General features: G+C 66.0%; 34 protein-coding genes and 1 pseudogene. 15 read left to right on the top strand and 20 right to left on the bottom strand.

The features are described from left to right. Window positions 1–29: 29 nt before the first annotated feature. Both AC5Y42_RS07455 and AC5Y42_RS07450 read right to left on the bottom strand, forming a co-directional pair. Complete coding sequence (locus AC5Y42_RS07455) at window positions 30–965, bottom strand: lysophospholipid acyltransferase family protein (protein WP_499896984.1); 936 nt, start codon at window positions 963–965, stop codon at window positions 30–32. 105 nt (window positions 966–1,070) lie between these two features. Then, window positions 1,071–1,553, bottom strand: coding sequence for an MPT63 family protein (locus AC5Y42_RS07450; RefSeq protein WP_499896983.1), 483 nt, complete (start codon window positions 1,551–1,553; stop codon window positions 1,071–1,073). 277 nt (window positions 1,554–1,830) lie between these two features. Between AC5Y42_RS07450 and AC5Y42_RS07445 the strand changes: the two genes are divergently transcribed. The 4 genes from AC5Y42_RS07445 (at window position 1,831) to AC5Y42_RS07430 (ending at window position 3,663) form a co-directional block, all read left to right on the top strand. Beyond that, window positions 1,831–2,670 (top strand): SDR family oxidoreductase, encoded by an 840-nt coding sequence (locus AC5Y42_RS07445; protein ID WP_499896982.1) that lies wholly within the window; start codon window positions 1,831–1,833, stop codon window positions 2,668–2,670. Between the two features lie 152 nt (window positions 2,671–2,822). Next, window positions 2,823–3,248: an anti-sigma factor antagonist gene (locus AC5Y42_RS07440; protein WP_499896980.1), complete on the top strand. Its 426-nt coding sequence runs from the start codon at window positions 2,823–2,825 to the stop codon at window positions 3,246–3,248. Between the two features lie 46 nt (window positions 3,249–3,294). Continuing rightward, complete coding sequence (locus AC5Y42_RS07435; protein WP_499896978.1) at window positions 3,295–3,423, top strand: DUF5947 family protein; 129 nt, start codon at window positions 3,295–3,297, stop codon at window positions 3,421–3,423. A gap of 33 nt (window positions 3,424–3,456) precedes the next feature. After that, entirely contained in the window at window positions 3,457–3,663 is a 207-nt protein-coding gene (locus AC5Y42_RS07430) for a hypothetical protein (RefSeq protein ID WP_499896977.1), read from the top strand. 208 nt (window positions 3,664–3,871) lie between these two features. On the opposite strand, the gene AC5Y42_RS07425 is transcribed toward AC5Y42_RS07430, so the two are convergent. Further along, window positions 3,872–5,026 (bottom strand): alpha-hydroxy-acid oxidizing protein, encoded by a 1,155-nt coding sequence (locus tag AC5Y42_RS07425; RefSeq protein WP_499896975.1) that lies wholly within the window; start codon window positions 5,024–5,026, stop codon window positions 3,872–3,874. A gap of 935 nt (window positions 5,027–5,961) precedes the next feature. Between AC5Y42_RS07425 and AC5Y42_RS07420 the strand changes: the two genes are divergently transcribed. The 7 genes from AC5Y42_RS07420 (at window position 5,962) to AC5Y42_RS07390 (ending at window position 10,571) form a co-directional block, all read left to right on the top strand. Continuing rightward, a complete protein-coding gene (locus AC5Y42_RS07420) occupies window positions 5,962–6,195 on the top strand; it encodes a metallothionein (protein ID WP_499896974.1) in 234 nt (77 codons plus the stop codon). A gap of 2 nt (window positions 6,196–6,197) precedes the next feature. Further along, complete coding sequence (locus tag AC5Y42_RS07415) at window positions 6,198–6,584, top strand: hypothetical protein (protein WP_499896972.1); 387 nt, start codon at window positions 6,198–6,200, stop codon at window positions 6,582–6,584. An 88-nt stretch (window positions 6,585–6,672) separates the two neighbouring features. Beyond that, entirely contained in the window at window positions 6,673–7,848 is a 1,176-nt protein-coding gene (locus AC5Y42_RS07410; RefSeq protein ID WP_499896971.1) for a phosphatidylserine decarboxylase, read from the top strand. A 159-nt stretch (window positions 7,849–8,007) separates the two neighbouring features. Continuing rightward, window positions 8,008–8,769: a cutinase family protein gene (locus tag AC5Y42_RS07405; protein ID WP_499896970.1), complete on the top strand. Its 762-nt coding sequence runs from the start codon at window positions 8,008–8,010 to the stop codon at window positions 8,767–8,769. 112 nt (window positions 8,770–8,881) lie between these two features. Beyond that, window positions 8,882–9,040 carry a hypothetical protein gene (locus tag AC5Y42_RS07400; protein ID WP_499896969.1) on the top strand — a complete coding sequence of 53 codons (159 nt, stop codon included), beginning with the start codon at window positions 8,882–8,884 and terminating at the stop codon, window positions 9,038–9,040. Between the two features lie 254 nt (window positions 9,041–9,294). After that, a complete protein-coding gene (locus AC5Y42_RS07395) occupies window positions 9,295–9,501 on the top strand; it encodes a hypothetical protein (RefSeq protein ID WP_499896967.1) in 207 nt (68 codons plus the stop codon). 143 nt (window positions 9,502–9,644) lie between these two features. Then, a complete protein-coding gene (locus AC5Y42_RS07390; protein WP_499896966.1) occupies window positions 9,645–10,571 on the top strand; it encodes an esterase family protein in 927 nt (308 codons plus the stop codon). A 63-nt stretch (window positions 10,572–10,634) separates the two neighbouring features. Here the strand turns inward: AC5Y42_RS07390 and AC5Y42_RS07385 are convergent, their stop codons facing one another. After that, a complete protein-coding gene (locus AC5Y42_RS07385; RefSeq protein WP_499897545.1) occupies window positions 10,635–11,273 on the bottom strand; it encodes a PAS and ANTAR domain-containing protein in 639 nt (212 codons plus the stop codon). A gap of 192 nt (window positions 11,274–11,465) precedes the next feature. Here AC5Y42_RS07385 and AC5Y42_RS07380 point away from each other — a divergent pair, with 192 nt between their 5' ends. Continuing rightward, a complete protein-coding gene (locus AC5Y42_RS07380) occupies window positions 11,466–12,227 on the top strand; it encodes a cutinase family protein (RefSeq protein WP_499896965.1) in 762 nt (253 codons plus the stop codon). Window position 12,228: 1 nt separating this feature from the next. Here AC5Y42_RS07380 and AC5Y42_RS07375 read toward each other — a convergent pair whose 3' ends face one another. From AC5Y42_RS07375 to AC5Y42_RS07335, 9 genes are read right to left on the bottom strand one after another with little or no spacing between them, the layout of a single operon-like run. Further along, complete coding sequence (locus AC5Y42_RS07375) at window positions 12,229–14,043, bottom strand: complex I subunit 5 family protein (protein WP_499896964.1); 1,815 nt, start codon at window positions 14,041–14,043, stop codon at window positions 12,229–12,231. A 7-nt stretch (window positions 14,044–14,050) separates the two neighbouring features. Next, a complete protein-coding gene (locus AC5Y42_RS07370; protein ID WP_499896962.1) occupies window positions 14,051–14,401 on the bottom strand; it encodes a sodium:proton antiporter in 351 nt (116 codons plus the stop codon). Continuing rightward, window positions 14,398–15,141 carry an MnhB domain-containing protein gene (locus tag AC5Y42_RS07365; protein ID WP_499896961.1) on the bottom strand — a complete coding sequence of 248 codons (744 nt, stop codon included), beginning with the start codon at window positions 15,139–15,141 and terminating at the stop codon, window positions 14,398–14,400. The genes AC5Y42_RS07370 and AC5Y42_RS07365 overlap by 4 nt, the downstream gene beginning before the upstream one ends. After that, window positions 15,138–15,413, bottom strand: coding sequence for a DUF4040 domain-containing protein (locus AC5Y42_RS07360; RefSeq protein WP_499896959.1), 276 nt, complete (start codon window positions 15,411–15,413; stop codon window positions 15,138–15,140). Before AC5Y42_RS07360 ends, AC5Y42_RS07365 begins: the two co-directional genes overlap by 4 nt. Beyond that, the gene (locus AC5Y42_RS07355) at window positions 15,410–15,703 is read right to left on the bottom strand and encodes a monovalent cation/H(+) antiporter subunit G (RefSeq protein WP_499896957.1); all 294 of its coding nucleotides are present in this window, start codon (window positions 15,701–15,703) and stop codon (window positions 15,410–15,412) included. Before AC5Y42_RS07355 ends, AC5Y42_RS07360 begins: the two co-directional genes overlap by 4 nt. Then, window positions 15,700–15,954 carry a hypothetical protein gene (locus tag AC5Y42_RS07350; protein WP_499896955.1) on the bottom strand — a complete coding sequence of 85 codons (255 nt, stop codon included), beginning with the start codon at window positions 15,952–15,954 and terminating at the stop codon, window positions 15,700–15,702. Before AC5Y42_RS07350 ends, AC5Y42_RS07355 begins: the two co-directional genes overlap by 4 nt. After that, the gene (locus tag AC5Y42_RS07345; protein ID WP_499896954.1) at window positions 15,951–16,469 is read right to left on the bottom strand and encodes a hypothetical protein; all 519 of its coding nucleotides are present in this window, start codon (window positions 16,467–16,469) and stop codon (window positions 15,951–15,953) included. Before AC5Y42_RS07345 ends, AC5Y42_RS07350 begins: the two co-directional genes overlap by 4 nt. Beyond that, on the bottom strand, window positions 16,453–16,866 hold the full coding sequence (locus AC5Y42_RS07340; RefSeq protein WP_499896953.1) for a ChaB family protein: 414 nt from the start codon (window positions 16,864–16,866) through the stop codon (window positions 16,453–16,455). Before AC5Y42_RS07340 ends, AC5Y42_RS07345 begins: the two co-directional genes overlap by 17 nt. 19 nt (window positions 16,867–16,885) lie before the next feature. Then, window positions 16,886–17,392: a DUF1360 domain-containing protein gene (locus tag AC5Y42_RS07335; protein ID WP_499897543.1), complete on the bottom strand. Its 507-nt coding sequence runs from the start codon at window positions 17,390–17,392 to the stop codon at window positions 16,886–16,888. A 158-nt stretch (window positions 17,393–17,550) separates the two neighbouring features. Here AC5Y42_RS07335 and AC5Y42_RS07330 point away from each other — a divergent pair, with 158 nt between their 5' ends. Continuing rightward, the gene (locus tag AC5Y42_RS07330; RefSeq protein WP_499896952.1) at window positions 17,551–18,264 is read left to right on the top strand and encodes an HAD family hydrolase; all 714 of its coding nucleotides are present in this window, start codon (window positions 17,551–17,553) and stop codon (window positions 18,262–18,264) included. Window positions 18,265–18,275: 11 nt separating this feature from the next. Here AC5Y42_RS07330 and AC5Y42_RS07325 read toward each other — a convergent pair whose 3' ends face one another. Beyond that, window positions 18,276–18,959: a class I SAM-dependent methyltransferase gene (locus AC5Y42_RS07325; RefSeq protein WP_499896950.1), complete on the bottom strand. Its 684-nt coding sequence runs from the start codon at window positions 18,957–18,959 to the stop codon at window positions 18,276–18,278. A 46-nt stretch (window positions 18,960–19,005) separates the two neighbouring features. On the opposite strand from AC5Y42_RS07325, the gene AC5Y42_RS07320 reads away from it, so the two are divergent. Next, window positions 19,006–19,425, top strand: coding sequence for a MarR family winged helix-turn-helix transcriptional regulator (locus AC5Y42_RS07320; protein ID WP_499896949.1), 420 nt, complete (start codon window positions 19,006–19,008; stop codon window positions 19,423–19,425). Window positions 19,426–19,436: 11 nt separating this feature from the next. Here the strand turns inward: AC5Y42_RS07320 and AC5Y42_RS07315 are convergent, their stop codons facing one another. From AC5Y42_RS07315 to rpsB, 3 genes are read right to left on the bottom strand one after another with little or no spacing between them, the layout of a single operon-like run. Next, window positions 19,437–20,852 carry an amidase gene (locus AC5Y42_RS07315; protein ID WP_499896948.1) on the bottom strand — a complete coding sequence of 472 codons (1,416 nt, stop codon included), beginning with the start codon at window positions 20,850–20,852 and terminating at the stop codon, window positions 19,437–19,439. Window positions 20,853–20,862: 10 nt separating this feature from the next. Beyond that, window positions 20,863–21,678 carry a translation elongation factor Ts gene (gene tsf / locus AC5Y42_RS07310; RefSeq protein WP_499896944.1) on the bottom strand — a complete coding sequence of 272 codons (816 nt, stop codon included), beginning with the start codon at window positions 21,676–21,678 and terminating at the stop codon, window positions 20,863–20,865. Window position 21,679: 1 nt separating this feature from the next. Then, a complete protein-coding gene (rpsB, locus tag AC5Y42_RS07305; protein WP_499896943.1) occupies window positions 21,680–22,516 on the bottom strand; it encodes a 30S ribosomal protein S2 in 837 nt (278 codons plus the stop codon). A 257-nt stretch (window positions 22,517–22,773) separates the two neighbouring features. On the opposite strand from rpsB, the pseudogene AC5Y42_RS07300 reads away from it, so the two are divergent. Next, a pseudogene (locus AC5Y42_RS07300) lies at window positions 22,774–23,229 on the top strand (M23 family metallopeptidase); the annotation flags it as partial. A gap of 82 nt (window positions 23,230–23,311) precedes the next feature. Here the strand turns inward: AC5Y42_RS07300 and AC5Y42_RS07295 are convergent. The 3 genes from AC5Y42_RS07295 to AC5Y42_RS07285 are packed head-to-tail and all read right to left on the bottom strand — an operon-like array spanning window position 23,312 to window position 26,286. Next, on the bottom strand, window positions 23,312–24,214 hold the full coding sequence (locus AC5Y42_RS07295; RefSeq protein WP_499897541.1) for a tyrosine recombinase XerC: 903 nt from the start codon (window positions 24,212–24,214) through the stop codon (window positions 23,312–23,314). Between the two features lie 32 nt (window positions 24,215–24,246). Continuing rightward, the gene (locus AC5Y42_RS07290; protein WP_499896942.1) at window positions 24,247–25,407 is read right to left on the bottom strand and encodes an alpha-hydroxy-acid oxidizing protein; all 1,161 of its coding nucleotides are present in this window, start codon (window positions 25,405–25,407) and stop codon (window positions 24,247–24,249) included. Window positions 25,408–25,431: 24 nt separating this feature from the next. Then, entirely contained in the window at window positions 25,432–26,286 is an 855-nt protein-coding gene (locus tag AC5Y42_RS07285; RefSeq protein WP_499896940.1) for a siderophore-interacting protein, read from the bottom strand. Window positions 26,287–26,294: the final 8 nt, after the last annotated feature.

The raw sequence follows: 26,294 nt of genomic DNA, 5'->3' as shown, positions 1-26,294 counted from the left end.
GGGCCTGTCATCTGCGTGGGGCCTGGGGATCAACCGAACAATGGCAGCGCCCGCTTGCGGGCCAGCGCGTCCATGCCGCGCTGAATGCTGTCCTGCACTTCGTGATACTTGTGGTCGACGTACTCGTCGTCATCGGCACGTGTGGCGTCTTGGTCGAGCTCGACGGCGGGCATGAATCTCGTCCGGATCTTGGCGGGCAGTGGGAACTGAGGCAGCGCGGCGGGCGCAATTCCCCACGGCAGCGAGACGGCCACCGGGAACACCTTGAGCCGCAACAGCCGGTCCAACCGCAAGACCCGCGAGAGCTTGTCGCCGCGGATCAGGACCGGCATGGCGTCGGCGCCCCCCACCGTGGCGATCGGCACAATTGGCACGCCGGCGCGAATCGCCATCTTGACGAAGCCTTTTCGCCCGGCCAGGTTGGCGCGGTCCCGCTCACTCCACGGCCGCAGCGAGTCGACTTCGCCGCCCGGCCAGAGCGCGACATCACGTCCTTCGGCCAGGGCCGTCGCAATGGCGTCCGGCGCGGCCGGCAGCACACCCATTGAACGGAAGTACCGGCCGAAACCCGGAATCGCCATCAACGCGTCGTGGGCGGTTCCGTGCAAAGTCCGCTCGGGACCGAATCGCCGCCACCACTGGAAACCGACTGTCCAGGCATCCCACACGAATGGTGCGCCGGAGTGGATCCCCACCAACAGCACGGGTGTCTCCGGGACGTTTTCCCAGCCGTCGATTTCCATTCGGAACCAGTATTCGACCAACGCGTTCCAGAAGAACTTCTGCTGCTGCAGCGTGGCCTCGTCCTGGCCGCTGAGGTCCCATCTGCCGGCCCGGCTGGCCACCCAGCCGCTCAATCCGCCCTGTTGTCCTTCACGCCGGTCGTCCATCGCCGCGCGCGCTTGTTCGGCCTGCTGGTGGGCCTGCTGACGCACCTTGCCCGGTCTGCGATCGGTTGCACTCATACCGCTTCGAGTACCCCATCCGGGCCGCGGCGAAAATGCCTGCAAAGCGACGCCTCCCCGCGTCATTGACTGACGCGGGGAGGCAAGTTGCCTTATATGGCAGCTTTAGGCGGTGCTTGTCCAGATCAGGACGTCCTGCACGCCGTCGTTGTAGACGACGCCATTGGGCGGCGCGCCGGTCACGTCGAAGTAGACCTTGCCGCTGGACTGCTGACCCTGAACAATCGGCGCCGGGCTAATGCCGTTCGGCACCGGAGACGTGTCAACCACCCGGTAGGTTTCACCGTTGGCGGCCCGGGCGTTGAAGTCCGAGACCAACGGCGTGACAGTCCCACTGTCCGACTTGGCCGTCAGATCCGCCTGGTACAAGTGACCCTTCGGGGTGTATCCCGGAATCACCATGTCGCTGGGCTGCAGATTTGTCACCGTGTAGTCGGTGACCAACGGACCGTCTACCAGTTGTTGGCTGGTGCCGAAACCCTGGATGCTCGGCGGAGCAGCAGAGGCCATCGGCGCGCCGAAAACACTGGCGGCCGCGATTGCAGCGGCTCCAATTCCCGTTTTCACAGTAGTGGCGGTGAACTTCACGCTATCTCCTCTCATTCGTGTCGTTCGAGCCTTCCGTTCGAGCGGTGATACCCCGGTCTCGAGTAGGTCACCGCACCCAGTCCCCCATACCCATCCACTGTGGGCCCAAACGTGGTCCGAACGAATGATGTTGCGTGACAGCGATCTTTTACGTCGCCGTGAAGCCCTCAAATCAATGGTTAGCCGCTGGTAGGGCCGGGTAGCCGGGCGGTAGATCACGACCGCGACTTCGATAGCGCCTGCGCTACCTGACGATTCGATACTCCAGGAGCACCCGATGAGTTTTCCCGAGCAACAGCAAGCGGTACCCGGTGTGCAAGCTCGAATGGACCCCGTCCCGGACTGCGGCGAGGACAGCTACCGAGGCTCCGGAAAACTTACCGGTAAACGGGCGGTCATCACCGGTGGTGACAGCGGGATCGGCCGCGCGGTGGCGATCGCCTACGCCAGAGAAGGCGCTGACGTGTTGATCGCCTACCTCAACGAGGACGAAGACGCTCAGGACGTCGCTCGCTATGTCGAAGACGCAGGCCGCAAATGCGTCCTCGCTCCCGGCGATCTGTCCGATCCCACACATTGCCGGGCTGTGGTGGATCAGGCGGTCCAGGAGTTCGGCGGGATCGACGTGCTGGTCAATAACGCCGCATACCAGATGACGCACGAAACGCTCGATGAGATCAGCGACGAGGAATGGGACTACACGTTCCGGCTGAATGTCGGGGCTTACTTCTATCTCACCAAGGCGGCCTTGCCGCACATGGCCGCCGGCTCGTCGATCATCGGCAGCTCGTCGGTCAACTCCGACACACCCAACCCAACGTTGGCCCCCTATGCGGCAACCAAGGCAGCGATCGCCAACTTCTCGGCCAGCCTGGCACAGCTATTGGGCGACAAAGGGATTCGCGTCAACAGCGTGGCGCCCGGTCCGATCTGGACACCGCTCATCCCGTCGACCATGCCCGCGGAGAAGGTGAAGTCGTTCGGCGAGAATGTGCCGTTGGGGCGCGCCGGTCAACCGGCCGAGCTGGCGTCGATCTATGTGCTGCTGGCCTCCGACGACGCCAGCTATGTTTCCGGTGCGCGGGTGGCCGTCACCGGCGGCCGGCCGATTCTCTGAGAACAGGGCAGGCTCTCAGGAAATTCCAATCAAACGCTGGACAGACCGACCCGCTGGGGGCTACTAATGAGTAGGAATTACCCTGTCTTCAGCAGCGTAGGGCCGGCATCCGCCCGAGGCGCCAATTTCGGCGCACGATACGGAGTGCACCGATGAGCTCTGCGACGATCAAAGTCTGTCGCTCCCAAGCTGCTTCGAGTACGGAGCGAGTTGACGCGCCACACGCCCTGCGCGCGGCCACCCGCCACGTCGGTACGGCGGTAATCATCTCCGTCGCCGGCGAAGTAGACGCCAGCAACGAAGGTGACTGGCGCTACCTACTCGCCGAGATGGCGGCAACCGCCGCCACGCCGGGACCCGTCGTGGTCGACGTGCGCGAGCTCGACTTCATGGGTTGCTGCGCGTTCGCGGTGCTGGCGCGTGAGGCAGAACGTTGCCGACGCCGTGGTGTGACGCTCTGCTTGGTCAGCCAAAAGCCGATAGTCGCGCGGACCGCGGCCGCCTGCGGTCTGCGCTGGCTCCTGCCCATCCACTCGACGTTGCAAAGAGCGTTGACGCGCGCCGCAAAGGAGGACTAAGCACCACGATCTCACGCCAGGCCCGTGACGCCCGCGAGTACTGGTAGTGCCGATCGACGAGTGCTATCGCTTGGTCGCCGTCATCCGCCAGGAATGGCGGGGCTGTCCGGAGGCAGCACGGTGTGGCCGGCGGTCGACCGCTTTTTCGCCGAGCTCGATACACAACGCCAGATAACTGCTGTAACGCAACGCAATTGGCGGAAACCAGATGGCTGAAATCCGTGTTGGCAAAGCCAAGATCAAACCCGATTCGACGTCGCATTCGTGGCGGGTCCAGCAGGGCAACCAGGGCCCGTACGACAAAAACGTCGGCCGCCACAAGGACGGCAAGGCCGACGCCCGTCGCTCGACCGGAGTCGGCCCGAAGAGGCATGACGCAATCCTGCCAATCATGCCTAGCCTGCCGCCCGGATAAGCGGTGACGCAATGGATCTGACCGATACCGAGGAGAGCCCCATGATTGTTCTCTATGTGGTTGTCGCCATCCTGGCCTCGGTGGGGCTGGTGTTCATTGGCGTGAACTGCCGGCCATCATCCGCTACCTCAAGTTCGAACGGATGTGACTGCGGGCCTGATTGATTCGATTCCGTCTTAACGAGCCGGGTTGCCCTACGCCCCTGAGACTATCCGACCTGCCGCAGCGCCTCGGGTGTGAGGTCTTCGCGGGAGGGGTAGCCGTCGACGGCCATCAGCAGGTCGGCTTCGGCCAGCAGCGAGCGCAGCACGTGCACGATGCCATCGTCACCGCCCAGGGCCAGACCGTAGGCGTAGGGCCTGCCGATCCCGACTGCAGCGGCCCCCATCGCGAGCGCCTTGATGATGTCGGGACCGCTGCGGACTCCCGAGTCGAACAGCACCGGTAGCCCGTCGGCCGCCTCGAGGACTCCGGGCAAGCAGTCGAGGGCGGGTACACCGCTGTTAGCCTGTCGGCCCCCGTGGTTCGAGCAGTAGATGCCGTCGACGCCGGCGTCTTTGGCGCGCCGCGCATCGTCGGGGTGACAGATCCCCTTCGGGATTACCGGAAGATCGGTCTCCGCACGCAGCCAGTCCAAGTCATCCCATCGAAACGGCCCGCCGAAGATGGGAAGCTTCTGCACCGCGGCCTCCGTCGGATCTTCGCCGGGTTTCAGGCTGTCGAGGAAGACTGGGTCGCTGGTGTAGTTGGCAAGACAACGACTGGGCACCTGTGGATAGTTGCCGGCGCTCAAGTCACGCGGTCGCCAACCGGTCACCCAGGTATCGAGGGTGACGACGATGCCTTTGTAGCCGGCCGCCTCGGCGCGATGCACCAGGCTGGCGGCCATCTCGCGGTCCGGTGGCGTGTAAAGCTGGAAAAACCCGGCGGTGTCACCTAGCTGAGCCGCTACATCTTCGAGTGGGTCGGCCGAGAGTGTTCCGGCCATGAATGGGATGCCGGTGCGCGCGGCCGCACGGGCGCAGGCCAGATCGCCGTGGCCGTCTTGGGCGCATACGCCGATGACGCCGATCGGTGCCATGAACGCCGGAGCCGGAAACTTCACCCCGAACACCTCGACCGAAAGATCACGTTCGGTGGGGGCGACCAGCATTCGCGGCATCAGGCCCCAGCGCTCGAACGCGTGACAGTTGGCGCGCTGGGTGTGCTCGTCGCCGGCGCCGCCTACTACATACCCCCATACCGACTGCGGCAGCGCGGCGGACGCTTTTGCCTCCAAGTCAGCGAAGGTGATTGGCAAGGGCGGGTTTTCGCCTTTTTGCCCCTGCGTGTAAATCTCGTTTTGGTACTGTGCAAACGCCATAGGCAACAGGTACCCGACGCCGAGCCCACCAAACCGGCCTCGAACCGCCTGGCAGCGGGATATCTCGGCCTCTGCATGCGCCGCTGATATTGCATGTTTACCCATCACAGTACGGGGTAATGCGCTTGTGTCGACACAACATCCAAGCGCCAGGATTGACCGTCCATTAGGTACGGAGCAGGTGAAACGATGACCACAGCCGCCCGGCACCGCCCAAGGCGCCTTGGCGATGGACGTCGTGGGGTGTGGCTGGAGCCGTCAGCACGTGCGGTGGCGAAGGTCGACGTCATGACAGTCACATCACATCCGTTTGTCGAGGAATGGGGACCACCGCCGCCGCACCGCCGGCATGCCCGAGATCAGGTACTCAGTCGCAGACGGGCCCGGCACATGAGTCGGCGCTTCGCCGTCGTCGGGGTGGGGATCCCGGCGGTACGCCTTCAGGAAATAGCCGCGGGTAGGTCTCTAGCGTCTGACGACTTGGTCAATGTCAGTTTCGCACTCGTCGCGACGGAAGTGATGCGGGAAGAGCGTCTCGCGAAGTTCAAGCGAGGCCGACGTCGCGCCACCCGATGGCTCATATTTGCGGGCGCGACCCTCGCGTCGCTGAGCGCGCTCTGTTGCATTGTTTTCGCCTTCGTCAGCCTGGCTCTATACGAGTCGCCGCTGTGAGCTGACTTCGCTTGGGCTGACTGGATTCTGGCTCAGGCGCGTGTTGTCGACGCGGCTCGGGCGGGCCGTGACCTCGTCGGCGCCAATCGAGGACGTGGTGCCCGTTGTCGAACTCGCCCGGCAGTGCCGAAGCCAGCTGCGTCTGTGTCCTTTTCGGGACTAACTTCTGTGGTACCAATAGCGCATCGAGCAAACGTCACATCATCGCCGGCCTGCCCTGACAGCCGCGTTTACCGGCCCGGATATTCGGGGATTCGGCTGACATGGCGATTCGTGCAACGTGCGGGAACGACAACGACAAAGCGTTCACGGTGACTTGGCAGAGGCGCACCGCTAGCTTCGACAGCATCGAATGTTCGGCCAGCGAGATTGCGCCGCAGTGTGCGCACTGCGGCTGCCGGATTCTCGGGCACGGCGTCGAGACCACCGACGCTGTCTACTGTGTGCACTGCGCACGCCAATCCGGTGACCGCGCGTTGGCCGACCGGCAACAGTGACGATGGGTACGCCACCGTTGCCGCCCCGCCCCGACGAGCCCGGCCGCGAAGACCGCAGCGTCCGGCCGGCGGTCACTTTCGCTTTGGTGATCGCGGTGGTGGGCGTGGCCTTCCTCGTCCTGGCGGCATTGTCAGTTGCCGGTTGCGACGGCGGGGCCCGTACCGACACAGCGGCGTGCGGGTCGGTACTGCGCATCGCGCTGGGAATCGGCGCGCCGGTCATTCTGTTCGGCGGAGGCGTGTGGGCGTTCGCGCGAACGTACCGGCTGTGGCGGCAAGGCAGGCCTTGGTGGGCATGGCAGGGCGCAGGTTGGTTTTTGCTGTTGCTGATGCTGCTCACGCTGACGATGGGCCTGCCGCCGATCGCCGGCCCGGCCCTGGGTGGTTAGCGGCAGGCCGAGGCCCTCCCTGGTTACCCGATTCAGCTGCGGGTACTTCTCCTGAAACCCGGGCACGACCATAGGTAGGAGAGCTCAGATGACTGAACCCGAAGCGATCGTCCGAAAACTGCATGATGCGCTCGAGAAAGAAGAAGGCCTCGCCGCTCGGCTCGAGCAGTCATTGACGAAGGCCCGCGAATGGGCCGAGGCCGACCTGAACCCGAAACTGTTCGAGGCGCTGGAGTGGCCCACCGACATCGGTCAGTACGAGGACTATCTGAAGCGCTTCGTGCGGTGGGTGCCGCACGAATCGGAGGCGGAGGCGTGGAAGCAAGAGGGGAAGTCCCAAGAGGTCGATGATCGGCACGCGCATTTCTACTTTTTGCTCTCGCAGAAGGTCGACGGCGAGATGCTGCAGAACTCCGACGTCTTCCGGGAGTGGGCGACTGAGTTCGCCCGGCAATGGGGCAACTTCCTGGACAGCCCCGAGTCGTTCAGCCCGGAAGCCTTGCAGTCGTTCATCGACAACGCGCCGCAGTTCAGCGTCCATGAGTCGCTGGTCGACGGTGCGCCGAATGCGCCCAGCGGCTGGTTGACCGCTAACCAATTCATCGCCCGCGAACTCAACGGCGGGCTGCGCCCGATTGCCGAGCCCAGCAATAACATGGTGGTGACCTCCCCGGCCGACTGCATGTATAAGAGCGCCTACGACATCGACGCCGACTCCGCGATTCCGGCCACCAACGTCAAGAACGAGAAATACGGCAACATCAAACAACTCATCGATGGCAGTCAGTACAGCGAAAGCTTCGCCGGGGGCACATTCGTGCACTACATGCTGCCGGTGACGGCCTATCACCGCTATCATCTGCCGGTCGGCGGTCTGGTCAAAGAATCCTTCCGGATCAACGGCAAGGTCTTCATGCGCGTCGGCATCGAGGAGCATCAGCTGCAGGGCAGCGACAGCTCCACTAGCGGATATGAGTTCTCCCAGACCCGCGGGGTGGTCACCATCGACACCTCGCAGTCCGACTTAGGTGACATCGGCATCGTCGCCGTAATCCCGGTGGGGATGGCACACGTGTCGTCGGTGGTACTGACCTCGACCCCCGGCAAGCACATGGCCAAGGGCGAGGAGTTCGGCTACTTCCAGTTCGGCGGCTCCGACATCATCATCCTGTTCCAAAAAGGGGTCGACCCGCAGATTGACACAAGCGAGGACTTCCGGCTCGTGGGCACTCCGGCAGCGCGTTGCAAGCCGCTCGCGCGGTGACCAGACACGCCGCGCTCCTACCGGGATCGAAAAGAGCTGAGGTTTAACATAATCGAGAGCTCACCCACTACACTAGGCGTGCCGATAACCAGCTGCGGACAGACTGGAATCGCGGCGGATGAATTGAGCCGGAAAGTTTGCGTTTAAGGAAGTGAGCGTATGGGCAACAATTGCGGCATGATGGCACGTCACGTCGTTCGTTTCGTCGGTTCTGCGATGGTCGCAGCATGCAGTCTCAGCACCACCGTCCTTTCTGGCCAGGCTCTTCCGTCGGCCACGGCCGCGGGATGCCCCGATGCCGAGGTGGTGTTTGCGCGTGGTACCGGTGAGCCACCCGGCCTGGGCCCCACCGGACAGGCATTCGTCGACGCGCTCGGCCAGCGCACCGGCGGGAGGTCGCTGGGGGTGTATCCGGTCAACTACCCCGCCAGCGACGAGTGGGCCACCGGGGTCGACGGCATCAGGGACGCGGGCGCTCATGTCGTGTCGATGGCGAACACCTGTCCCAACACCAAAATGGTGCTCGGCGGCTACTCCCAGGGCGCGGCCGTGATGGGCTTCGTCACGTCGCCAACGGTGCCGGACGGGGTTGATCCTGCGACAGTGCCCAAACCGCTCTCGCCTGCGGTGGCCAACCACGTCGCCGCGGTCGTTCTGTTCGGAACCCCGAATGTGCGGGCGATGAGCTTCCTCAACGAACCGCCCCTCACCATCGGCCCGCTGTATCAGCCCAAGACCCTGCAGTTGTGCGTTCCAGAGGACCCGGTCTGCTCTGACGGGATGAACTTCGCCGCGCACAACACCTACGTCGACGAGGGCAGCCTGATCAACCAGGGCGCGGACTTCGCCGCAAGCCACCTGCAATCGAGCCCCGGCGCCGCAGTGCCGGCGGCGTCTCCGGGCGGGGGTTTTGGAGAATGACTCGCGCCTGACTCGGTCCATACGACGCACCATCGAATCCACTTGGCGCAGCCAGATTAATCTGGCTCGCCGCCACAGCGCGATCGGCGAACTGCACCGCCAGTTGCTGACCGTGCTGATTGACCCAGGATGGCGCTACGACGTCGCCACTGGCGTTGACGTGGCCCTGGTCGGTCGGCTCGATGAGCGTTTCGCCGACCACGCGGTACAAATCGCTGAGCGTTTCGTCTTCCAAACCAACGGCCACCGCTCTGGCTATAGCACGCGGTAGCTTGCGGTGGCCCGGGGCAGCGCTTGGCGCAAGCGGGATGAAGCAATCCCGCGCGCATTGTGCCGAGTTCCGACTGGAGAATCGACCGAACCCGTAACGGATCAAACATAAAACGCGGCATCGGCGTTGCCGAAGAACCTCCTGGACATATTGCCTCATCTTTGTTAAGAAAAAGAGGTCGTGGTCTGTCTTTCAGACTGCCGGCAGCCATCCATCACGGCGCTCGGGGGCACCGCGCTACGAAAGAACGCCCCATGAGCCGTGTTATCGAACTCTCCCGGCCGGTAGTCGCGCGCACTGTTGACTGGCGTCGGTGTGCCACCAGCGGTTCGACGGTCATTGTCTCGGTGGTGGCTGACGTGGATGCCAGCAGTGAAGGCATCTGCAGCAACGTGCTGAGCAAGATTCCCCCGGCCATCAACGCGCCTGGACCTTGGCGGTGCACGTCGGCAATCCGCTGAAGCCGTCTGGTGGATGAGCCAACGCCGGAAGGGTGGTGGATGACGAAGTTCGTTGAGCTGAAACGAAATCCGCGGATCAGACTGATGGGCGGGAGCCCAACCGGACGGAAGGGATAGAGATGGATGCGGACAAAAGACGGTGGATGCGTCGACTGCTGAACGCCGGAGTTGTGGCCGCCGCACTACCGGGACTGGCTGGGTTGGTCGGGACTGCACCGCCGGCGCGAGCCGCTGCGCCCGAATTCCTCGCGGTGCCCTCGCCGTCGATGGGCCACGACATCACCGTCGAATTCCAGGGCGGCGGAGCGCCGGCGGTCTACTTGCTCGACGGGCTGCGCGCCCGCGACGACCGCAGCGGCTGGGATATCGAAACGAACGCCTTCAACGACTACGCCGGTTCGGGTATATCTGTGGTGGCGCCGGTCGGCGGACGCTCCAGCTTCTACTCCGACTGGTATGGCTCGGCGAATGGCCAAACTTACAAGTGGGAAACATTCTTGACGAATGAGCTTCCCGGCTATCTTTCCAGCAGAGGTGTGCGGTCGAATCGCAATGCTGTGGTGGGCGTTTCGATGTCCGGATCGTCGGCGTTGACCTTGGCCGCCTACCATCCGGGGCAGTTTGCCTACGCCGGTTCGCTGTCGGCATTGCTGAACCCCTCCCAGGGCAGCGGGCCGACCTTCGTTAAGTTCGCAATGAACGACGAGGGCGGTTTCAACCCCGAGGACATGTGGGGGCCGGCAGGCGGCCCCGGATGGCAGCGCAACGACCCCACTGTGCAGGCCGGCCGGCTAGCCGGCAATAACACCCGGCTGTGGATCTACAGCGGCAACGGCACGCCCTCGGAAAACATCGGCGAGGGCAGCGTCCCGGGCCAGGTCATCGAGCAGGTGATCTTGCAAAGCAACGATGCTTTCCGGAACGCTTACACCGCGGCCGGCGGACACAACGCGACGTTCAACATCGACAGCAACGGCGTTCACAGCTGGGGCTACTGGGGTAGCCAGCTGGCGGCCATGAAGCCAGATATGCAGCGGACGCTGGGCGCCGGTGGCGGAGCACAGACTTGACAGCGTCGTGGCCCCACGTCATTCATCTGCCGCGTGAACCACGACGGATACGAGCGTCATCAGCTATCCGACGGTGAACAGGGCATGGTCGACATGGCCCACCGAATCGATCGACACATTGCCGGCGATGGCCGAGAGAAAGCGGCCAGCAAGATCGCGGACCTTGATGTTGGTTTCTTGTGAGCGACAGACCAAGATGTCGAACGCCCGCTCCGCGGAGATGCCATGGGCCACCATCAGTACGCCCTTGGCCTGCTCGATTTGGGCGCGCGACGACGCGATTTCGGAAAGGGCAGTGCTGATATTCGACTGCAGTGACTCGGTGACATCGACGTAAAACCCGGTCGTGCCGGTAGCCGCGCCCGCTTCGCCGTACAGCACGTCGCCCACGACCACCACCCAGTGCGTGCGTCCGGCGGTGTCAATGATGCGATGACGGCTGCAAAACGGTTCGCCGGAGAGCACTCGACCCAACACAGCAGCGACTCGCTGCCGGTCGTCGGGATGCTTATGCTGCAGCAACAGTTCCGTGGTGGGTGCCACCGTTCCCGGCTGGTAGCCGTGCATGCGTGCGACCGCATCCGACCACTCCCAACGCTGCCCGTCGAGGAAGAACCAGAACCTGCCGACGCGTTGCGGCTCACCCGAGGCGATGACCGACTGAGCGGCACTCAGTTCGTCCGGCGTGAGCGCGTCCAGCATCGGCTCTGACGAGCCGGCAGCCGGGGTCTGACCGGACTTCGCATTGAGATGGTTCTCCATCGGCGACACCGTCCTTACCTGTCGCGTCCCGACGAAACTCGTCCGCTGGAGTACCCGCCGACGCCTGTGTCGAAGCCGGGTGGTAGGCGGGCATTAGTGCCCAAATATTTTCTGGTTTGACGGTGCGATCCGGTGGGCACCTCCTGCGGCATGATTGCACGTCACCTCGTCCGATTCCTTGGCCCTGCGGCAGTCGCCGCGTGGGGCCTCAGCGCTTGGTTCCTTTCTGACTCTGCTATTCCCACCGCTTCCGCACAGCCGTGCCCCGACGTCCAGGTGGTGTTCGCCCGCGGCACGGGGGACGATCCGGGCGTCGGCCCGGTTGGGCAGGCGTTCGTCGACAACCTGCAGCAGCGCGTTGGCCCACGGTCGTTCGACGTATATCCGGTCAACTATCCCGCCAGCGAACAGTGGGATACCGGTGTCGACGGGATCAGAGATGCCGGCGCGCACGTCCTTTCCACGGCGAACAGCTGTCCGCAGACCAAGATGGTGCTCGGCGGTTACTCCCAGGGCGCGGCCGTGATGGGGTTTGTCACCTCGGCTGCAGTCCCCGATGGCGTCGATCCGGCGACCGTCCCCAAACCACTGGACCCCGCCGTGGCCAACCACGTCGCCTCGGTCGTCTTGTTCGGAACGCCCAATGTTCGCGCCATGAACTTCCTCGGTGAGCCGCCGGTCGTCATCGGCCCGGCGTATCAGGGCAAGACCATCAAGGTGTGCGCCACCGAGGACCCGGTCTGCTCTGACGGGATGAATTTTTCTGCCCACAAAACCTACGCAGACGACGGCGCGGTGATTGACCAGGGAGCGGCCTTTGCCGCGAGCAGCCTTGGTGCAGGTCCCCCCGTCCCCGTGTCGGTGGCTGCTCCACCGCAAGGCTTTGGCGAGTGAGCTACCGCAGCTGCAAGCCCAGCACCGCCGCCAACACGGTCAGCGCAGCGAACATCCACGCGACGTAATCGCCGACATGGCCGGAGTGCGCTCTCCGTAGCGCGACGACACCCGGCCGGGTCACCGCCGCCGTGGCACACGGCAGTGCTGAGCCGTTGCTCCGCAACGCGATAGCCGCTACGCCGGCCGCGGCCAACACTCCGATGACGGCAAGGATCACGCCGGTGGCCGTCCAGCCGGGCGCCGGACCGGTCGGCCCGGCGGCACTCGAGCGTCCGAGGATGGCCGCGACATAGCCGGTGGTGTCGACGAATCCTCGGCCCGCGGCATCTGCGGCCTCGCCGGCACGGGGCACTATGCCGACTGCGAGGCAGCCCAGCAGCAGCACGCCGATCGGGACATACATGCTCGGCGGTATCCGGCGCAACACCGTGTCCGGTTCCTCCTCCCCTTTGGTCGCCTCCGATGCATCGGGGGGCGCGTCGGCGCCGTTGCCCCACCTCGTGAAGCAGCGCACTCCGGCGCGCAACACCGCACCGCCGGTCATCGCCGAAATCGCCAGGAACAACGCCGAACCCCATCCGGCACCAACGGCTTCCTCGCACAACGACTTTCCCAGCGCAGTGCCGAACGGCGGCAGACCGGCCAGCGCCAGCGTCGCCACCAGATACAGCGCCGCCAACAGATGCTGGCCGCGTCCGCGACCGGACAACTCCAGCTCGTCGACCGTCTGGTGGCGGTCGAGCAAGATCCCCACGATCAGAAACAGTGCTGATTTCGCCCCGGCATGGCCCACCACGTAGACCGCCGCTCCGCTGACCGCGTCGGGCCGCAGGGTCGCGGCAGCCACCAGAAACAAGCCCATGTGGCCGATCGTCGAATAGGCCAGCAGCCGCTTGAGATGGCGCTGCAGCACGCACATCACCGCGCCGACCACCGCAGTCAGCACGCCCACCGCCATGAACGTGTGCATGACCGCAGTCCGCGGCAGCGCGTCGGCGAACGTCACCCAATACACCCGCCACATCCCGTACAGGCCGAGTTCGACCATGACGCCGGAGAACAGCACGCATACGCCGGCCGGTGCGACGGCGTGCGCGTCCGCCAACCAGAAATGCAGCGGCACAATGGCGGCCTTCACCAGAAGACCGGCGAGAATCAGCACGAAGGCCGCGACGGTGGCCGTCCTCGGCGCCCCCTGGCCCAGCGCTATCCCGGCCTGAGCCATGCCGAGCTGGCCCGTCTGGGCGTAGAGAATCGCGATGCCCACCAGCGAAAGGCACGCCGAAAGCGATTGGATGATGCCGAAGTTGAGCGCACCCTGGATCGCCGACTTGTCTTCGATCTTGATGCCGGTCAACGCATACGCCACCGCGCCCATCAGTTCGAGAAATACAAAGAGGTTGAACAAGTCCGTTGCCAGCACGAAACCGTTCATCGCGGCCAGAAAGAGCAGCATCAGCGCGTCGAAGCGCGGTCCGGCCTCATCCAGCCCCAACCGGCTATAGAGCGCCGCGCAAGCCATCAGCAGGCTCACCAGCGTGGCCATGCCCGCAGACAGCGGGTCCGCGGCGAGTGCGATTCCGACCGTCGTGCGGCCCTGCATGGACCAGCCGCCGATCCAGGTGACCACCATGTGCTGACCGGCCGCCACCGTCGCGAACCCTGCGACCGCGGCCGCCGCGAGCGACACGGCCAATGTCAGCCAGGTGGCTGTCGCTCCGGATACCCGTCCGCCCAGCGCAAGCAGCAGGCACCCCGCAACGATGGGAACCGCGACCAGTAGCGGCAACAGCATGGCCGCGGTTGTCTGCACGGCCGGCTCAGCCCCTCAGCGCCGACAGTTCGTCGGGATCCAGGGTGCCGTGCCGTTTGTGGATCTGAATGGCCAGCGCCAGCAACAGCGCGGTGACAGTCGCCTGGATGACGATGTCGGTCAGCGTCATCGCCTGGACGACGGGATCGACGACATCGGCCGGCGCCGGCGGCTTCGAGCCGGCGAAGATCGGGGGCGCCGCACCACGTTGGTATCCGATCGCCAGCAGCAGCACATAGGTTCCGGATTGAGCGATCGACAGGCATACCACGGCGTGAATCAGGTTGCGGCTGCGCATGACTCCGAGCGCACCGAGCAGCACCAGCCAGCCGGCCACGCAATATGGGTAGACGCTCACGTGCTGTCACCCCGCTTGGCGACGGTGATCTCCTGGGCCAGAAATTGCGCCAGCAGCACCGTCATCCCGCAGGCAACCTCCACGCCGACAGCAAGGTTGAGCAGCGGCACCGAGCCGGACGACAGCAGGTTACCCAGCTTTCCGGTGGGCAGCAGGTTCGCCAGGAAAACGCCGCCGAAGACCAGCCCCGCCAACCCGATCGCCACGAAAGCCGCGGCGCCCAGAGCCTCTCCGATGTCGAACGCATTGACCGGCCGCAGCCGATCCAGCGCCCGGAAACTGCCGGTGATGTACAGCAGGTGCAACCCGGCGGCCAGCACCACCCCGCCCTGGAACCCGCCGCCCGGGGTGAGATGGCCGTGCACGACGATGTCGATGCCTAACGCGATGGTCACCGGCAGCATCAGATAACCGACCAGGCGAGTTGCGTCCAGCGCCGTGCGGCGGCCCGACGATTGGTATTCACGCTCTTCGATGGCCGGGCGCAACAGAGCCATCACCCCGGTCACCGAACCGAGCAGAATCGTCTCCTCCCCCAGCGTGTCCAGGGCACGCTGGTCGAAGTTGACCGACGCGACGACATTGGCTGTGGCCCGTGAAATTGCGGCCGGCACAGCCAGATCCCGGGATAGGTGCTGGTTTTGGCCGAACGGCGGCAGCTGGGCGAAGCTCAGCCACATCAGGATGCCCAGCCCGGCGGCCCCGGCAAGGAACAATGCGGTGCGCAGGCCGCGACTCACGGTGCCGTCTCCTGCTGTCTGGGCTCGTCAGTATCGGAGGCCTGCCGACGGACCGCCCGCAGGGTCAACATGACCATCAGCGGAACGACGACGCCACCGATTGCCAATTGCGACAACGCGACATCGGGGGCTTGTAGAACCACGAAAAGCACTGTGAGCACAAGCCCGAACACCGACAGCGGTATCGCCTGGCGCTCCGGCCGGTCGGTCAGCGCCACGACCGTTCCCATCACCCCGACCAGTGTCACGACAACCGACAGCAGAAGAGTCATGACGGCGAGTCCTGATCCACCAGTCGCTCATGTTGTGCCGTCAAGCGAGCCGTCGCCGCTGATATCACCGGGGAGCTGACCACGACGAGCACGACCGTCACGGCGATCATCGCCGACGGCTCCGAGAGGCCCTGCGACACGATCAGTCCCACACCGATCAGCGGCACCCCCAACGATGTGGTCGCGGTCAGCAGGTGCAGCCGGTCGAACACCCGCGGCAGCGCCGCCGCCCCCAGCGCCGAGCACACCATCACCGCGACGCCGGTGAAAACCAGCACCCAGGCGATCACGACTTACCCGCCAGCAGCCGGGTGAACACCAGCGTGCCCGGCAACGTCACCACCGCCAGCGTCAGCGCCACAATCAGATCCAAATCGCGTTGCCACCCAACGGCAATCAACATCACGGTGATGGTCGCACCGACACTGGCGAACTCCAGTCCTACCAACCGGGCATGCGGTTTACCGCGGGAAGCCATCCACGCGCCGGGCACGACCACGCCGAGCAACACCAGCACTGCGGCGAGTTCGCCCGCCGTCATCGCTGCACCGCCGCCGTCAGCCGGTCAGGTCGCGGCCGGACTCGGTGCAGTAGCACGGTCTGATCGGATGGATCACTGTCGAGCACAACCGTTCCCGGCGTCGTGGCGAATGCCAATACCGCCGCCGCGCGGCGCGCCGCCGCCACGGGCTCGGCTTCGGCCGGCAACACCACAGCACTGATCACGCCGCGCCGGCGCCCGACCGGGACGGTGGGAAGCGCTTTGAGCGCATACCCCCAGGCTTGGATCGTTTGTACCGGCACGGCCCACGCCACCGCGGCAACCCAACGGACCCAGCCGATTCGGAACCGCCAATAGCCCCCGTTGGCTTGTCGCGCCGCCCGCGCAGCCACCGCACAGGGCAGTGTGCACACCACCATCACCACCAATTCGGCGGGCGTGCGGGAACTCAGCGTCGCCAGCCAGACAACGGCGGTGACCACCCACCACAACAGAATTTCGCCCGATGCCCGGGCCAGCCGGTAGCGCGCCGGCTGCTCACCGGCCCCGGGCACGACGGTTGTGCTTTTTGATCGCGTCGACGAGTTCCGACTTGCTCATCGTGGACCGCCCGCGGACATCGAGGCGACGGGCGACGTCAAGCAGGTGCTTCTTGCTGGCGTTGGCATCAACGCCTTCCTCCGACGGGATCGGGTTACGCAGGCCGCCGCGCTCGGCGCGCTTGTCCGACGGGCCCTTCTTCTTCTTGGGCAACCAACGATCGCCGACTTTTTCGAAGCTGTGCTTGAGAGCCGAATAGGCGACGCGGTGGGCGCGCTGCTCGCTGCCATACTCTTTGGCGGCCGCGTCGTGCGCCTTGGCGAACGTACGCTGCGCCTTGGCGCCGGAACGTTGCAAAGTGCTCGGCAACTCGCCCTGCTTGGGTTTGCCGCCCTTCGTTGTCTTGGGCATGACTGACCTCCTCGCCTCCTCAACCCTCCGCGGACTGCTGGGCCATTGCGTACGCGAGCTGCAAAAAGTCAGCCCCCGCCAGCGCGGTGAAACTTCCGGCTACCAAGCGGGTGAATCTCGGCGCGAAAATCAGCCCGATGACGAATCCGGTGGCCACCCACATGTCCAGGCAGAACGGGCACGTAAGCAATTCGCCCAGGCTGTGCCGCAATTGGCTGGAGTGCCGCGTTTCCTCCTGCACCTCGGCGGGACCGCCGGTGCCGGCATAGTGGGCGAACGGAGCCCGCAGCGGGCTGGTCACCGCGTCCTTGGTCAGAGCGCGGGACAGCTTATGGGTGCCGCACATCACCGTCAGCAGATCCTGAGTCCGCCACCGTTCGGGCAACCGGCGGCCGGTGACCGCGGCCATCACCGCGCTGAGCGCGACGACCGTCCCGTAGACGACGAGAACCACCAGATAGCCGCCCAACGGCCGGGAACTGTCTCCGCGATACGCATCTGCTTCCTGACGCGCCCGCTTGGCCATGTCCGCCACGTCGCCCACTGCCACTCCTCGAGTCGGGTTTCGCACGCCGGTTACCCGATGTCGGGGCGCGGCAATCCCCGACCGGCTACCGGCCGCGTCGGCCGGCCGCCGACGGGGTACCCAGTAGCGGCCCACCACCCACGGAAGGATTGTTCGTAATGGCGCAACCCGCCCAGGTCGAGCCGGCGCGTGACAGCGGCGCCGGTGATAAACCGGCTGTCTTGTTCGACGTCGACGGCACGTTGGTCGATTCCAACTTTCACCACGTCGTCGCCTGGCATCGCGCCTTTCTCGACATCGGCAAAGAGGTGCCCTGCTGGCGCATCCACGGACTCATCGGCCGCTCAGGTTCTGAACTCGTGCGCATTCTGCTGGGCGACGAGTTGGCCGACGCCCACGGCGCACAGGTCGAGAAGTCACACACCCGCTACTTCCTCGACAGCGGGTCGACGCTGCGCCTGCTGCCTGGTGCGCGCGAGTTGCTCGAGGCGATCGCAGAACAGGGCTGGCGCGCGGTACTCGCCACGTCCGCCGGTGAAGACGAGCTTGCTCTGCTGCGCAGCGTCCTCGACGCGGAAGACCTGGTGGCCGCCGTGACGTCGGCCGCTGACGCTGACCGGGCCAAGCCGGAACCTGACATCGTCGCCAGCGCACTGGAGTGTGTCGGGGCACAACCGTCGCAGGCCGTCTTTCTCGGCGACACGGTGTGGGATGTGCAGGCGGGCCGGCGCGCCGGGGTCCCGACCGCAGCGGTGCTCAGCGGCGGAATCGCCCGCGAGGCACTAGAACACGCCGGCGCGGCGGCGATCTACGCCGGACCGCTCGACGTGTGGGCGCACCTCGACGAGTTCAGCCAATTGCTGCGGTTGTGACCCGCCGCCGCTCAGCCGAGGTGTGCGGAGAGCAACCAGCCCGCCACCGACTTGCGCCCGTTGCCCTCGTCGCGCAGATCCACCACCGGAAACTCGGCGGAAGCGCCGTCGGGGAAATTGGCGTGTATCCGGGCGGCCCGGATTTCGTCGATAACCCAGTACTTGGAGACCACGTCGCGCAACTCATCCTCGGTGACCGGATTGGCCGGGCTGTCCGGCATGCCCGCCCGGTCGAAGACCAGCACGAAATACGCCGCACCGGGAGCAGCGGCACGCACGATGGAGCGCTGGTATCCGTCGCGCAGCTCCACCGGCATCGAATGAAACAGCGTGCTGTCGACGATCGTGTCGAACCGACCGTCATAGCCGGTGAAGGCCGAGATGTCGGCGACCTCGAAGGAGGCGTTGGTCAATCCACGCTTGGCGGCCTCGGCCCTGGCCAACTCGATCGCGGTCGGCGAGGCGTCCAACCCGACCGTGTTGTGTCCCGATGCCGCCAGGTGCAGGGCCAGCGCGGCCTCACCGCAGCCGGCATCGAGCACATCGCCCCGGATTTTGCCCGCCTCGATCAGCGCCGCGATCTCCGGCTGCGGCTCGCCGAGACTCCACGGCGGTCGGACACCCGCGCCGAACTGGGCGGCCTCGCCGCGGTAGGCGGGATCGAAGTCGAAATCGAAATTCTTGGTTTCAGTCATACCGTCCGGTATATCAACCAGCCTGATATATGTCAAGATGGTTGACATGGGACGGATCGACGATGCACCACTCGGCTATCTGCTGTACCGGGTGGGCGCCGCACTCCGTCCGGAGGTAACCGCGGTACTGCGCCCCCTCGAACTGACACTGCCCGAATTCGTCTGCATGCGAATACTTTCCATGTACCCGGGGATGTCCAGCGCCGACTTGGCGCGGCAGACCAACGTCACACCGCAGGCGATGAACACTGTGCTGCGCAAGCTCGAAGACGTCGAGGTGGTGGCCAGGCCGGCAACAGTGCCGTCCGGGCGAGCGCTGCCGGCCACCCTGACCGGCGCCGGCCGGGCGCTGCTCAAGCGCGCCGAGGCGGCAGTGCGCGAAGCCGACGCGCGCATTCTGAGCAAGCTGTCAACGTCCGAGCAGCGTGAGTTCAAACGGATGCTCGACGCGCTGGGATCCGACTAGCGCCGGCGCCGTCAGCCCCCGCCGGCCTGGATAGCCGCCCACGGCCGCGCTTCTTCGAGCTCGTAGGCCAACTCCAGCAAGCGGGCCTCCGCACCGCGCGCCGCCGAGAACATCATGCCCTGCGGTAAACCGTTGGCGGTTTGGGCCAGTGGCAACGAGATCGCCGGATCACCGGTGGCGTTCTGTAGCGGTGTGAACGCGACCCACTCCATCAGCCGGTCGATGATCTGCTGATAGTCCGCGGTCGGGTCAAGGTGCCCGACGCCGGGAGTCTCGGTGGCCAGCGTCGGCGTCAACAACGCGTCGTAGCTGCGGAAGAACCGAGCGCTGCGCCGCGGCGAAGCCTTTAGCCGGGCGATAGCCAGCGGCAGCCGGTGCAGGCGGCGGCTGGCGTAGTGATCCAGCCCCAGCGTCAAGTTGTCCAGCCGGGTGCGGTCGAACGAGGGGCCGAATACGCGCCTCCCCCGCCGCACCAGCGCGGTAGACAAGAACGCCCAGTACAGCAGGAAGTCATCGGCGAAAGAGGCTGGCACCGGCGGGTTTTCGACGTATTCCACCCGATGGCCGAGTCCCTCCAGCAGGGCCGCGGTCTTCAATGTCAGCTCGCGCACTTCCGGGCTGGCTTCCCGGCCGATCGACTGGGTGACGACTGCGAGCTTCAACCGCCGCTTGGCGGGGCCGGTCACATTGCCGACCGCCGACAGCTTGCGGTTGGGCCAGATGCGTTCGGCCTCCCGGTAGAAGGCGGCGGTGTCGCGTACCGAACGGGTCACCACGCCGTTGTAGACGATGCGCACCGGCATCTGGCGGAAGTCGTTGTCCAGCGGCAATCGGCCGCGGGACGGCTTGAGACCCACCAGGCCGTTGCAGGACGCCGGAATACGGATGGAGCCGCCGCCGTCGTTGGCGTGCGCGATCGGCACCACCCCGGCGGCGACGAACGCCGCCGACCCCGACGAGGACGCGGCGGCGGTGTGGTCGGTGTTCCATGGGTTGCGGACCGCGCCCAGCCGGGGATGCTCGGCGGCGGCGCTGAATCCGAATTCGCTCAACTGGGTTTTGCCCAGCGGGTTCAGCCCGGTGGCGAGATACATCTGCGCGAACGCGCCGTCGACGGCGGCCGGGCGGGGGTCCCACGCGTCGGTGCCCTGCATGGTCGGCATGCCGGCCATATCGACGTTGTCTTTGACGAACGTCGGCACGCCGCTGAAAAAACCATTCTTCGGCGACGCGGACGCTTCGGCCCGTGCGCGGTCGAATGCCTCATACGCCAAGCCGTTCAGGACCGGGTTGACCGCCTCGGTGCGGGCGATGGCAGCTTCGATGACCTCGGCGCGAGAAACTCTGCCGGACTGGATGGCCTCAGCCAGTGCAACCGCGTCGAGATCGCCGAGGGCATCGTCGCCAAATGCGTGTACGTGTCGCATCCGGCTGATGCTACTGCTGACCCACCTCGAAGCGGACGAATCGCGTCACGGTGACACCAGCCTCGTCGAGCAGGGCTTTGACCGTCTTCTTGTTGTCGGACACCGACGGCTGCTCCAGCAGCACGACATCCTTGAAGAATCCGCCCAGCCGGCCCTCCACGATCTTGGGCAGTGCCTGCTCGGGCTTGCCCTCGGCGCGCGAGGTCTCCTCCGCGATGCGGCGTTCGCTGGCTACGACGTCTTCGGGCACGTCGTCGCGGGACAGGTAGCGGGCCTTGAGCGCCGCGATCTGCAGCGCGGCCGCGTGCGCGGCCTCGGTGTCCGAGCCCGTGTACTCCACCAGCACGCCCACCGCCGGCGGCAGGTCGGCCGACCGCTTGTGTAGGTAGGTCTCCACGGTGCCGTCGAAGAACGCGACCCGGCGCAACTCGAGCTTCTCGCCGATCTTGGCCGACAGCTCGGCAATGGCCTGCTCGACGGTCCTGTCCCCGGCCTGCGCGCTCTTGAGCGCCTCGACATCGGCAGCTTTGGCGGCGACGGCAGCGCTTACTACCTCGTTGGCCAGCTGCTGAAACTCGGCGTTCTTGGCGACGAAGTCGGTCTCACAGTTCAGCTCGATCAGCGCACCGTCCTTGGCGGCGACCAGACCTTCGGCGGTCGCGCGCTCGGCGCGCTTGCCGACATCCTTGGCGCCCTTGATCCGCAGCGCCTCGACGGCCTTGTCGAAGTCGCCGTCGGTTTCGGCCAGCGCGTTCTTGCAGTCGAGCATGCCGGCGCCCGTCAGCTCGCGAAGCCGCTTGACGTCGGCAGCGGTGAAGTTCGCCATCTCAGCCTTCCGTGGTGGTCTCGGTGGTGGTCTCCGACGGAACGGCGGCATCGGGCGCAGACGCGGTGGCACTGGCCAGCAGCTCCTGCTCCCACTCGGCCAGCGGCTCGGCCGAGTCCGCTTCCGGTTTGCCGTCACCGCGGCCCACGCCGGCCCGCGCCTGCAGCCCCTCGGCCACCGCCGAGGCGATCACCTTGGTCAACAGCGCCGCCGAGCGGATCGCGTCGTCGTTGCCCGGAATCGGGTAGTCGACCTGGTCGGGGTCGCAGTTGGTGTCCAGGATCGCGATCACCGGAATGCCCAGCTTGCGGGCCTCACCGACGGCGATGTGCTCCTTGTTGGTGTCGACGACCCAAACCGCCGACGGCACCCGCGCCATGTCGCGGATACCGCCCAGGCTGCGCTCCAGCTTGTTCTTCTCCCGAGTCAGACCAAGGATTTCTTTCTTGGTGCGACCCTCGAAGCCGCCGGTCTGCTCCATCGCCTCGAGCTCCTTGAGGCGCTGCAGCCGCTTGTGCACGGTGGAGAAGTTGGTGAGCATGCCGCCCAGCCAGCGCTGGTTGACGTACGGCATCCCGACTCGGGTGGCCTCGGCGGCGACGGACTCTTGCGCCTGCTTCTTGGTGCCGACGAACAACACCGTGCCCCCGTGGGCGACGGTCTCCTTGACGAACTCGTACGCCTTGTCGATGAACGTCAGCGTCTGCTGCAGGTCGATGATGTAGATGCCGTTGCGGTCGGTGAAGATGAACCGCTTCATCTTGGGATTCCAGCGACGGGTCTGATGCCCGAAGTGGGTGCCGCTGTCCAGCAGCTGCTTCATGGTTACTACGGCCATGCTTATGCCTTTATGTTGTGTCGGTTGTCGCCCGGCGACGGGTGAAGCCGGGCCCTGGTGTCTGCGGGATGCCGGACCCGCCTGAGGACGGGACCGCGCGGCATCCGTTCGGCTGCAGAGACGCGAAGTCAGCCCGCTTGGGCGAGCTGCGCGGACGAGTTTACACGGTTCAAGCAGGTGCTTTGTCCACAGCCCGGCTGGCGGACCCGCTCGCTGCGCATTGGACTGGGCCGGTGCGATGTGTTGTGGCGCTGCTTTTTGCGCTGCTGTGCGCTGCCCCGGCGGTTGCCGATGACGTCCGGCTGCAGTGGCCGCTGCGGCCGCCCCCGGCCGTCGTGCACCGCTTCGATGCTCCCTCGCCGAACTGGAATCCCGGGCATCGGGGTGTTGACCTGGCCGGAGTCGCCGGTCAGCCGGTGTACGCGGCGGGCAACGCGACGGTGGTGTTCGCCGGGATGCTGGCCGGTAGGCCGGTGGTGTCGCTGGCCCACCCGGGCGGCTTGCATACCAGCTACGAGCCGGTCCGAGCGGCTGTTCAGGTCGGTCAACGGGTGACCAGCTCGACGGTGATCGGCGAATTGGTGGCCGGCCACCCGGGGTGCGGGGCTGCAGCGTGCCTGCATTGGGGCGCGATGTGGGGCCGGGCGGCCCGAGCCGACTACGTCGACCCGCTCGGGCTGCTGGCGTCGACGCCGATCCGGCTCAAGCCGCTGCGCGGCTAGTTGCCGAGTGTGAAGTTAGGTTCACTTTCAACGCCGGGGGTGAACCCAACTTCACGTTCGAGAAGCTTGCCGCTCAGGCCCGCGGGTGAGCCTGATCATGGACGGCCCGCAGCCGAGCAACCGTGACATGGGTGTAGAGCTGGGTGGTGGCCAGGCTGGAATGGCCGAGCAACTCCTGCACGACACGCAGGTCAGCTCCGCCCTCGAGCAGGTGGGTGGCGGCGCTGTGCCGCAGCCCGTGCGGGCCCATGTCGGGCGCGCCGGCCACGGCAGACACGGTCTGGTGCACGACGGTGCGGGCCTGACGGACGTCGAGCCGGCGGCCCCGCGCGCCCAACAACAGCGCCGGCCCGGACTCGGCAGTGGCCAGTGCAGGCCGCCCCTCGGCCAGCCACACGTTCACCGCCTCGGCCGCCGGACCCCCGAACGGCGCGGTGCGCTGCTTGTCACCCTTGCCGAGTACGCGCAGCAGCCGATGCGCCGTGTCGACGTCGTCGATGTCCAAACCGCACAGCTCGCTGACCCGGACTCCGGTGGCGTAGAGCAACTCGACGATCAGCCGGTCCCGCAACGCTAGTGGATCACCTTGCTGCGAACCGGATTTCGCAGCTGCCATGGCCGCCAGCGCCTGATCCTGGCGCAACACCGACGGTAACGTGCGATGCGCCTTGGGCATCTGCAGTCGCTCGGCCGGGTCGGCGGTCAACAGCCCACCGCGCACGGCCCACGCAGTGAACGTCTTGACCGCCGACGTGCGGCGCGCCAGTGTCGTGCGCGCTGCACCTGCGCCGGCCTGGGTGGCCAGCCAGGACCGCAACAACGGCAGGGTCAGCGCGGCCAGGCCGGATCCGGGCGCATGCTCCTCGGCGAAGGCGAAAAACGACCGCAAGTCGCCCAGGTAGGCACGACGTGTGTGCGCCGAGCGATTGCGCTGCAGCGACAAATAGTCGTCGAACTCGTCGAGGACCGTCTCCACTCCCCCACGGTCGCAGACCGCGACCATCTGGCTCAGCTGACGCGCCGCAGCGCCTCGCGCGTCAGATCAGCCAGTGTCGGGTAGCCGTCGACGGCCATGGTCAGATCGGCCTCGGCCAGCAGCGCCCGCAGTACGTGCACGATGCCGTCGACGCCGCCGAGCGCCAACCCGTAGGCGTACGGACGACCGATGCCGACCGCCGTCGCGCCCAGCGCAACCGCCTTGACGATGTCCGCGCCGCTGCGGATGCCCGAGTCGAACAGCACCGGCAGGCCGTCGGCGGCATCGACGACGGCCGCCAGGCAGTCCAGCGCGGGCAGTCCGCCGTTGGCCTGCCGGCCGCCGTGGGTGGAGCAGTAGATGCCGTCGACGCCGCCGTCCTTGGCGCGACGCGCATCCTCGGGGTGGCAGATGCCCTTGACGATCAGCGGCAGACTGGTCAGCGAGCGCAGCCACGGAAGGTCATCCCAGGTAAGCGAATTACCAAAGAGCTGCGCCCAGCGCAGCACCACGGCCCGCGGATCGTCTTCCGGCGGCTGCTGCAGCCCGGCCCGGAACACCGGATCGCTGGTGTAATTGCTCAGGCAATGTCCGCGCAGCTGAGGGAAATTGGCGGTCGACAAGTCGCGCGGCCGCCAACCGGGCACCCAGGTGTCGAGCGTGACGATGATGCCCTGGTAACCGGCAGCCTCCGCGCGGTGCACCAGGCTTTCGGCGAGTTCCCGGTCGGTCGGCGTGTACAGCTGGAAAAAGCCAGGGGTACCACCGAATTCGGCGGCGACATCCTCCAGCGGGTCGGCGGTCAACGTGGAAGTGACCATCGGGACGCCGGTACGCGCCGCCGCGCGGGCGGTGGCCAAATCGCCGTGGCCGTCCTGAGCGCAGATCCCGATGACACCGATGGGTGCCATGAACATCGGCGACGGCAGCGTCATCCCGAACAGTTCGATGGACAGGTCGCGCTGCGTGGCGCCGACGAACATCCGTGGGATCAATCCCCAGCGCTCGAAGGCCTCGCAGTTGGCCCGCTGGGTGCGCTCGTCGCCGGCACCGCCGGCGACGTACGACCACACCGACGGCGGCATGGCGGCATGCGCCTTGGCCTCTAATTCGGCGAAACCCATCGGCAGCTTTGGCGCCACCCCGGCCAGGCCTTGCAGGTAGATCTCGAACTGGTAATCGCCGAATGCCATGACAGTGAGGATGCCAGCCGCCGATCAGCCTCCGCCTTCGGCTTCCTCTTTGGCGGCGAGCTCCTTCTTCCACTGCCGAAACGTCTCTTCGGTGCGGCCCCGCCGCCAGTAACCCGAGATCGACGCCCATTTGGCGTCGACTTCACGCTCTTTGCGGATGTAGGGGCGCAGGTTGTGCATGACGGCCTGTGCTTCGCCGTGCACGAACGCGTGCACCTGCCCTGGCAGCCACTGCGTGGTCGTGACCGCCTCGATCAACGGAGCGTGGTCACCGGCGCGATCCTCGGGAACCAGATCGGCACGCCCACCGCGGTAGATCCAGTTCACCGACACACCCTCGGGCGCGGTCAGCGCAATCTCGTCCTCGGGGTCGGCGGTTTCGATGAACGCCTTGCCGACGGCGTTGGGCGGCAATGCTTCCAGCGCCACGCTGATGGCCGGCAGTGCTGATTCGTCGCCGGCGAGCAGATGCCAATCGGCGGCCGGGTCCGGAGCGTAGGCGCCGCTGGGCCCCATCAGATAGGCCGGCTGCCCGGGTTCGGCCCCGACGGCCCACAGCCCGGCTGTCCCGTGTTCACCGTGCACGACGATGTCGATGGCGATTTCGCGCGCCGCCGGGTCGGCGCGGCGCACGGTCATGGTGCGAACGACGGGCTGCCGTTCGGCGGGCAGCTCGGCGAAGCTGTCCAATGTCAACGGGTGCGGCAGGCTGGTCACGTCGACGTCGTCGGCGACGAATATCAGCTTGACGTAGGAGTCGGTGAAGTCGCTGGGCGTGAAGGTGTCGAAGCCGCTGCCACCGAGTACCACGCGGACCATGTGCGGAGTGATTTCTTCGCTGCGCACCACTTCGAAGGTGTGCACTGGTCGACCGGCCACTTTGTCGA

This window comes from Mycobacterium sp. NGS48 (assembly GCF_059812585.1).
This window is presented reverse-complemented; position numbering and strand designations above follow the sequence as displayed.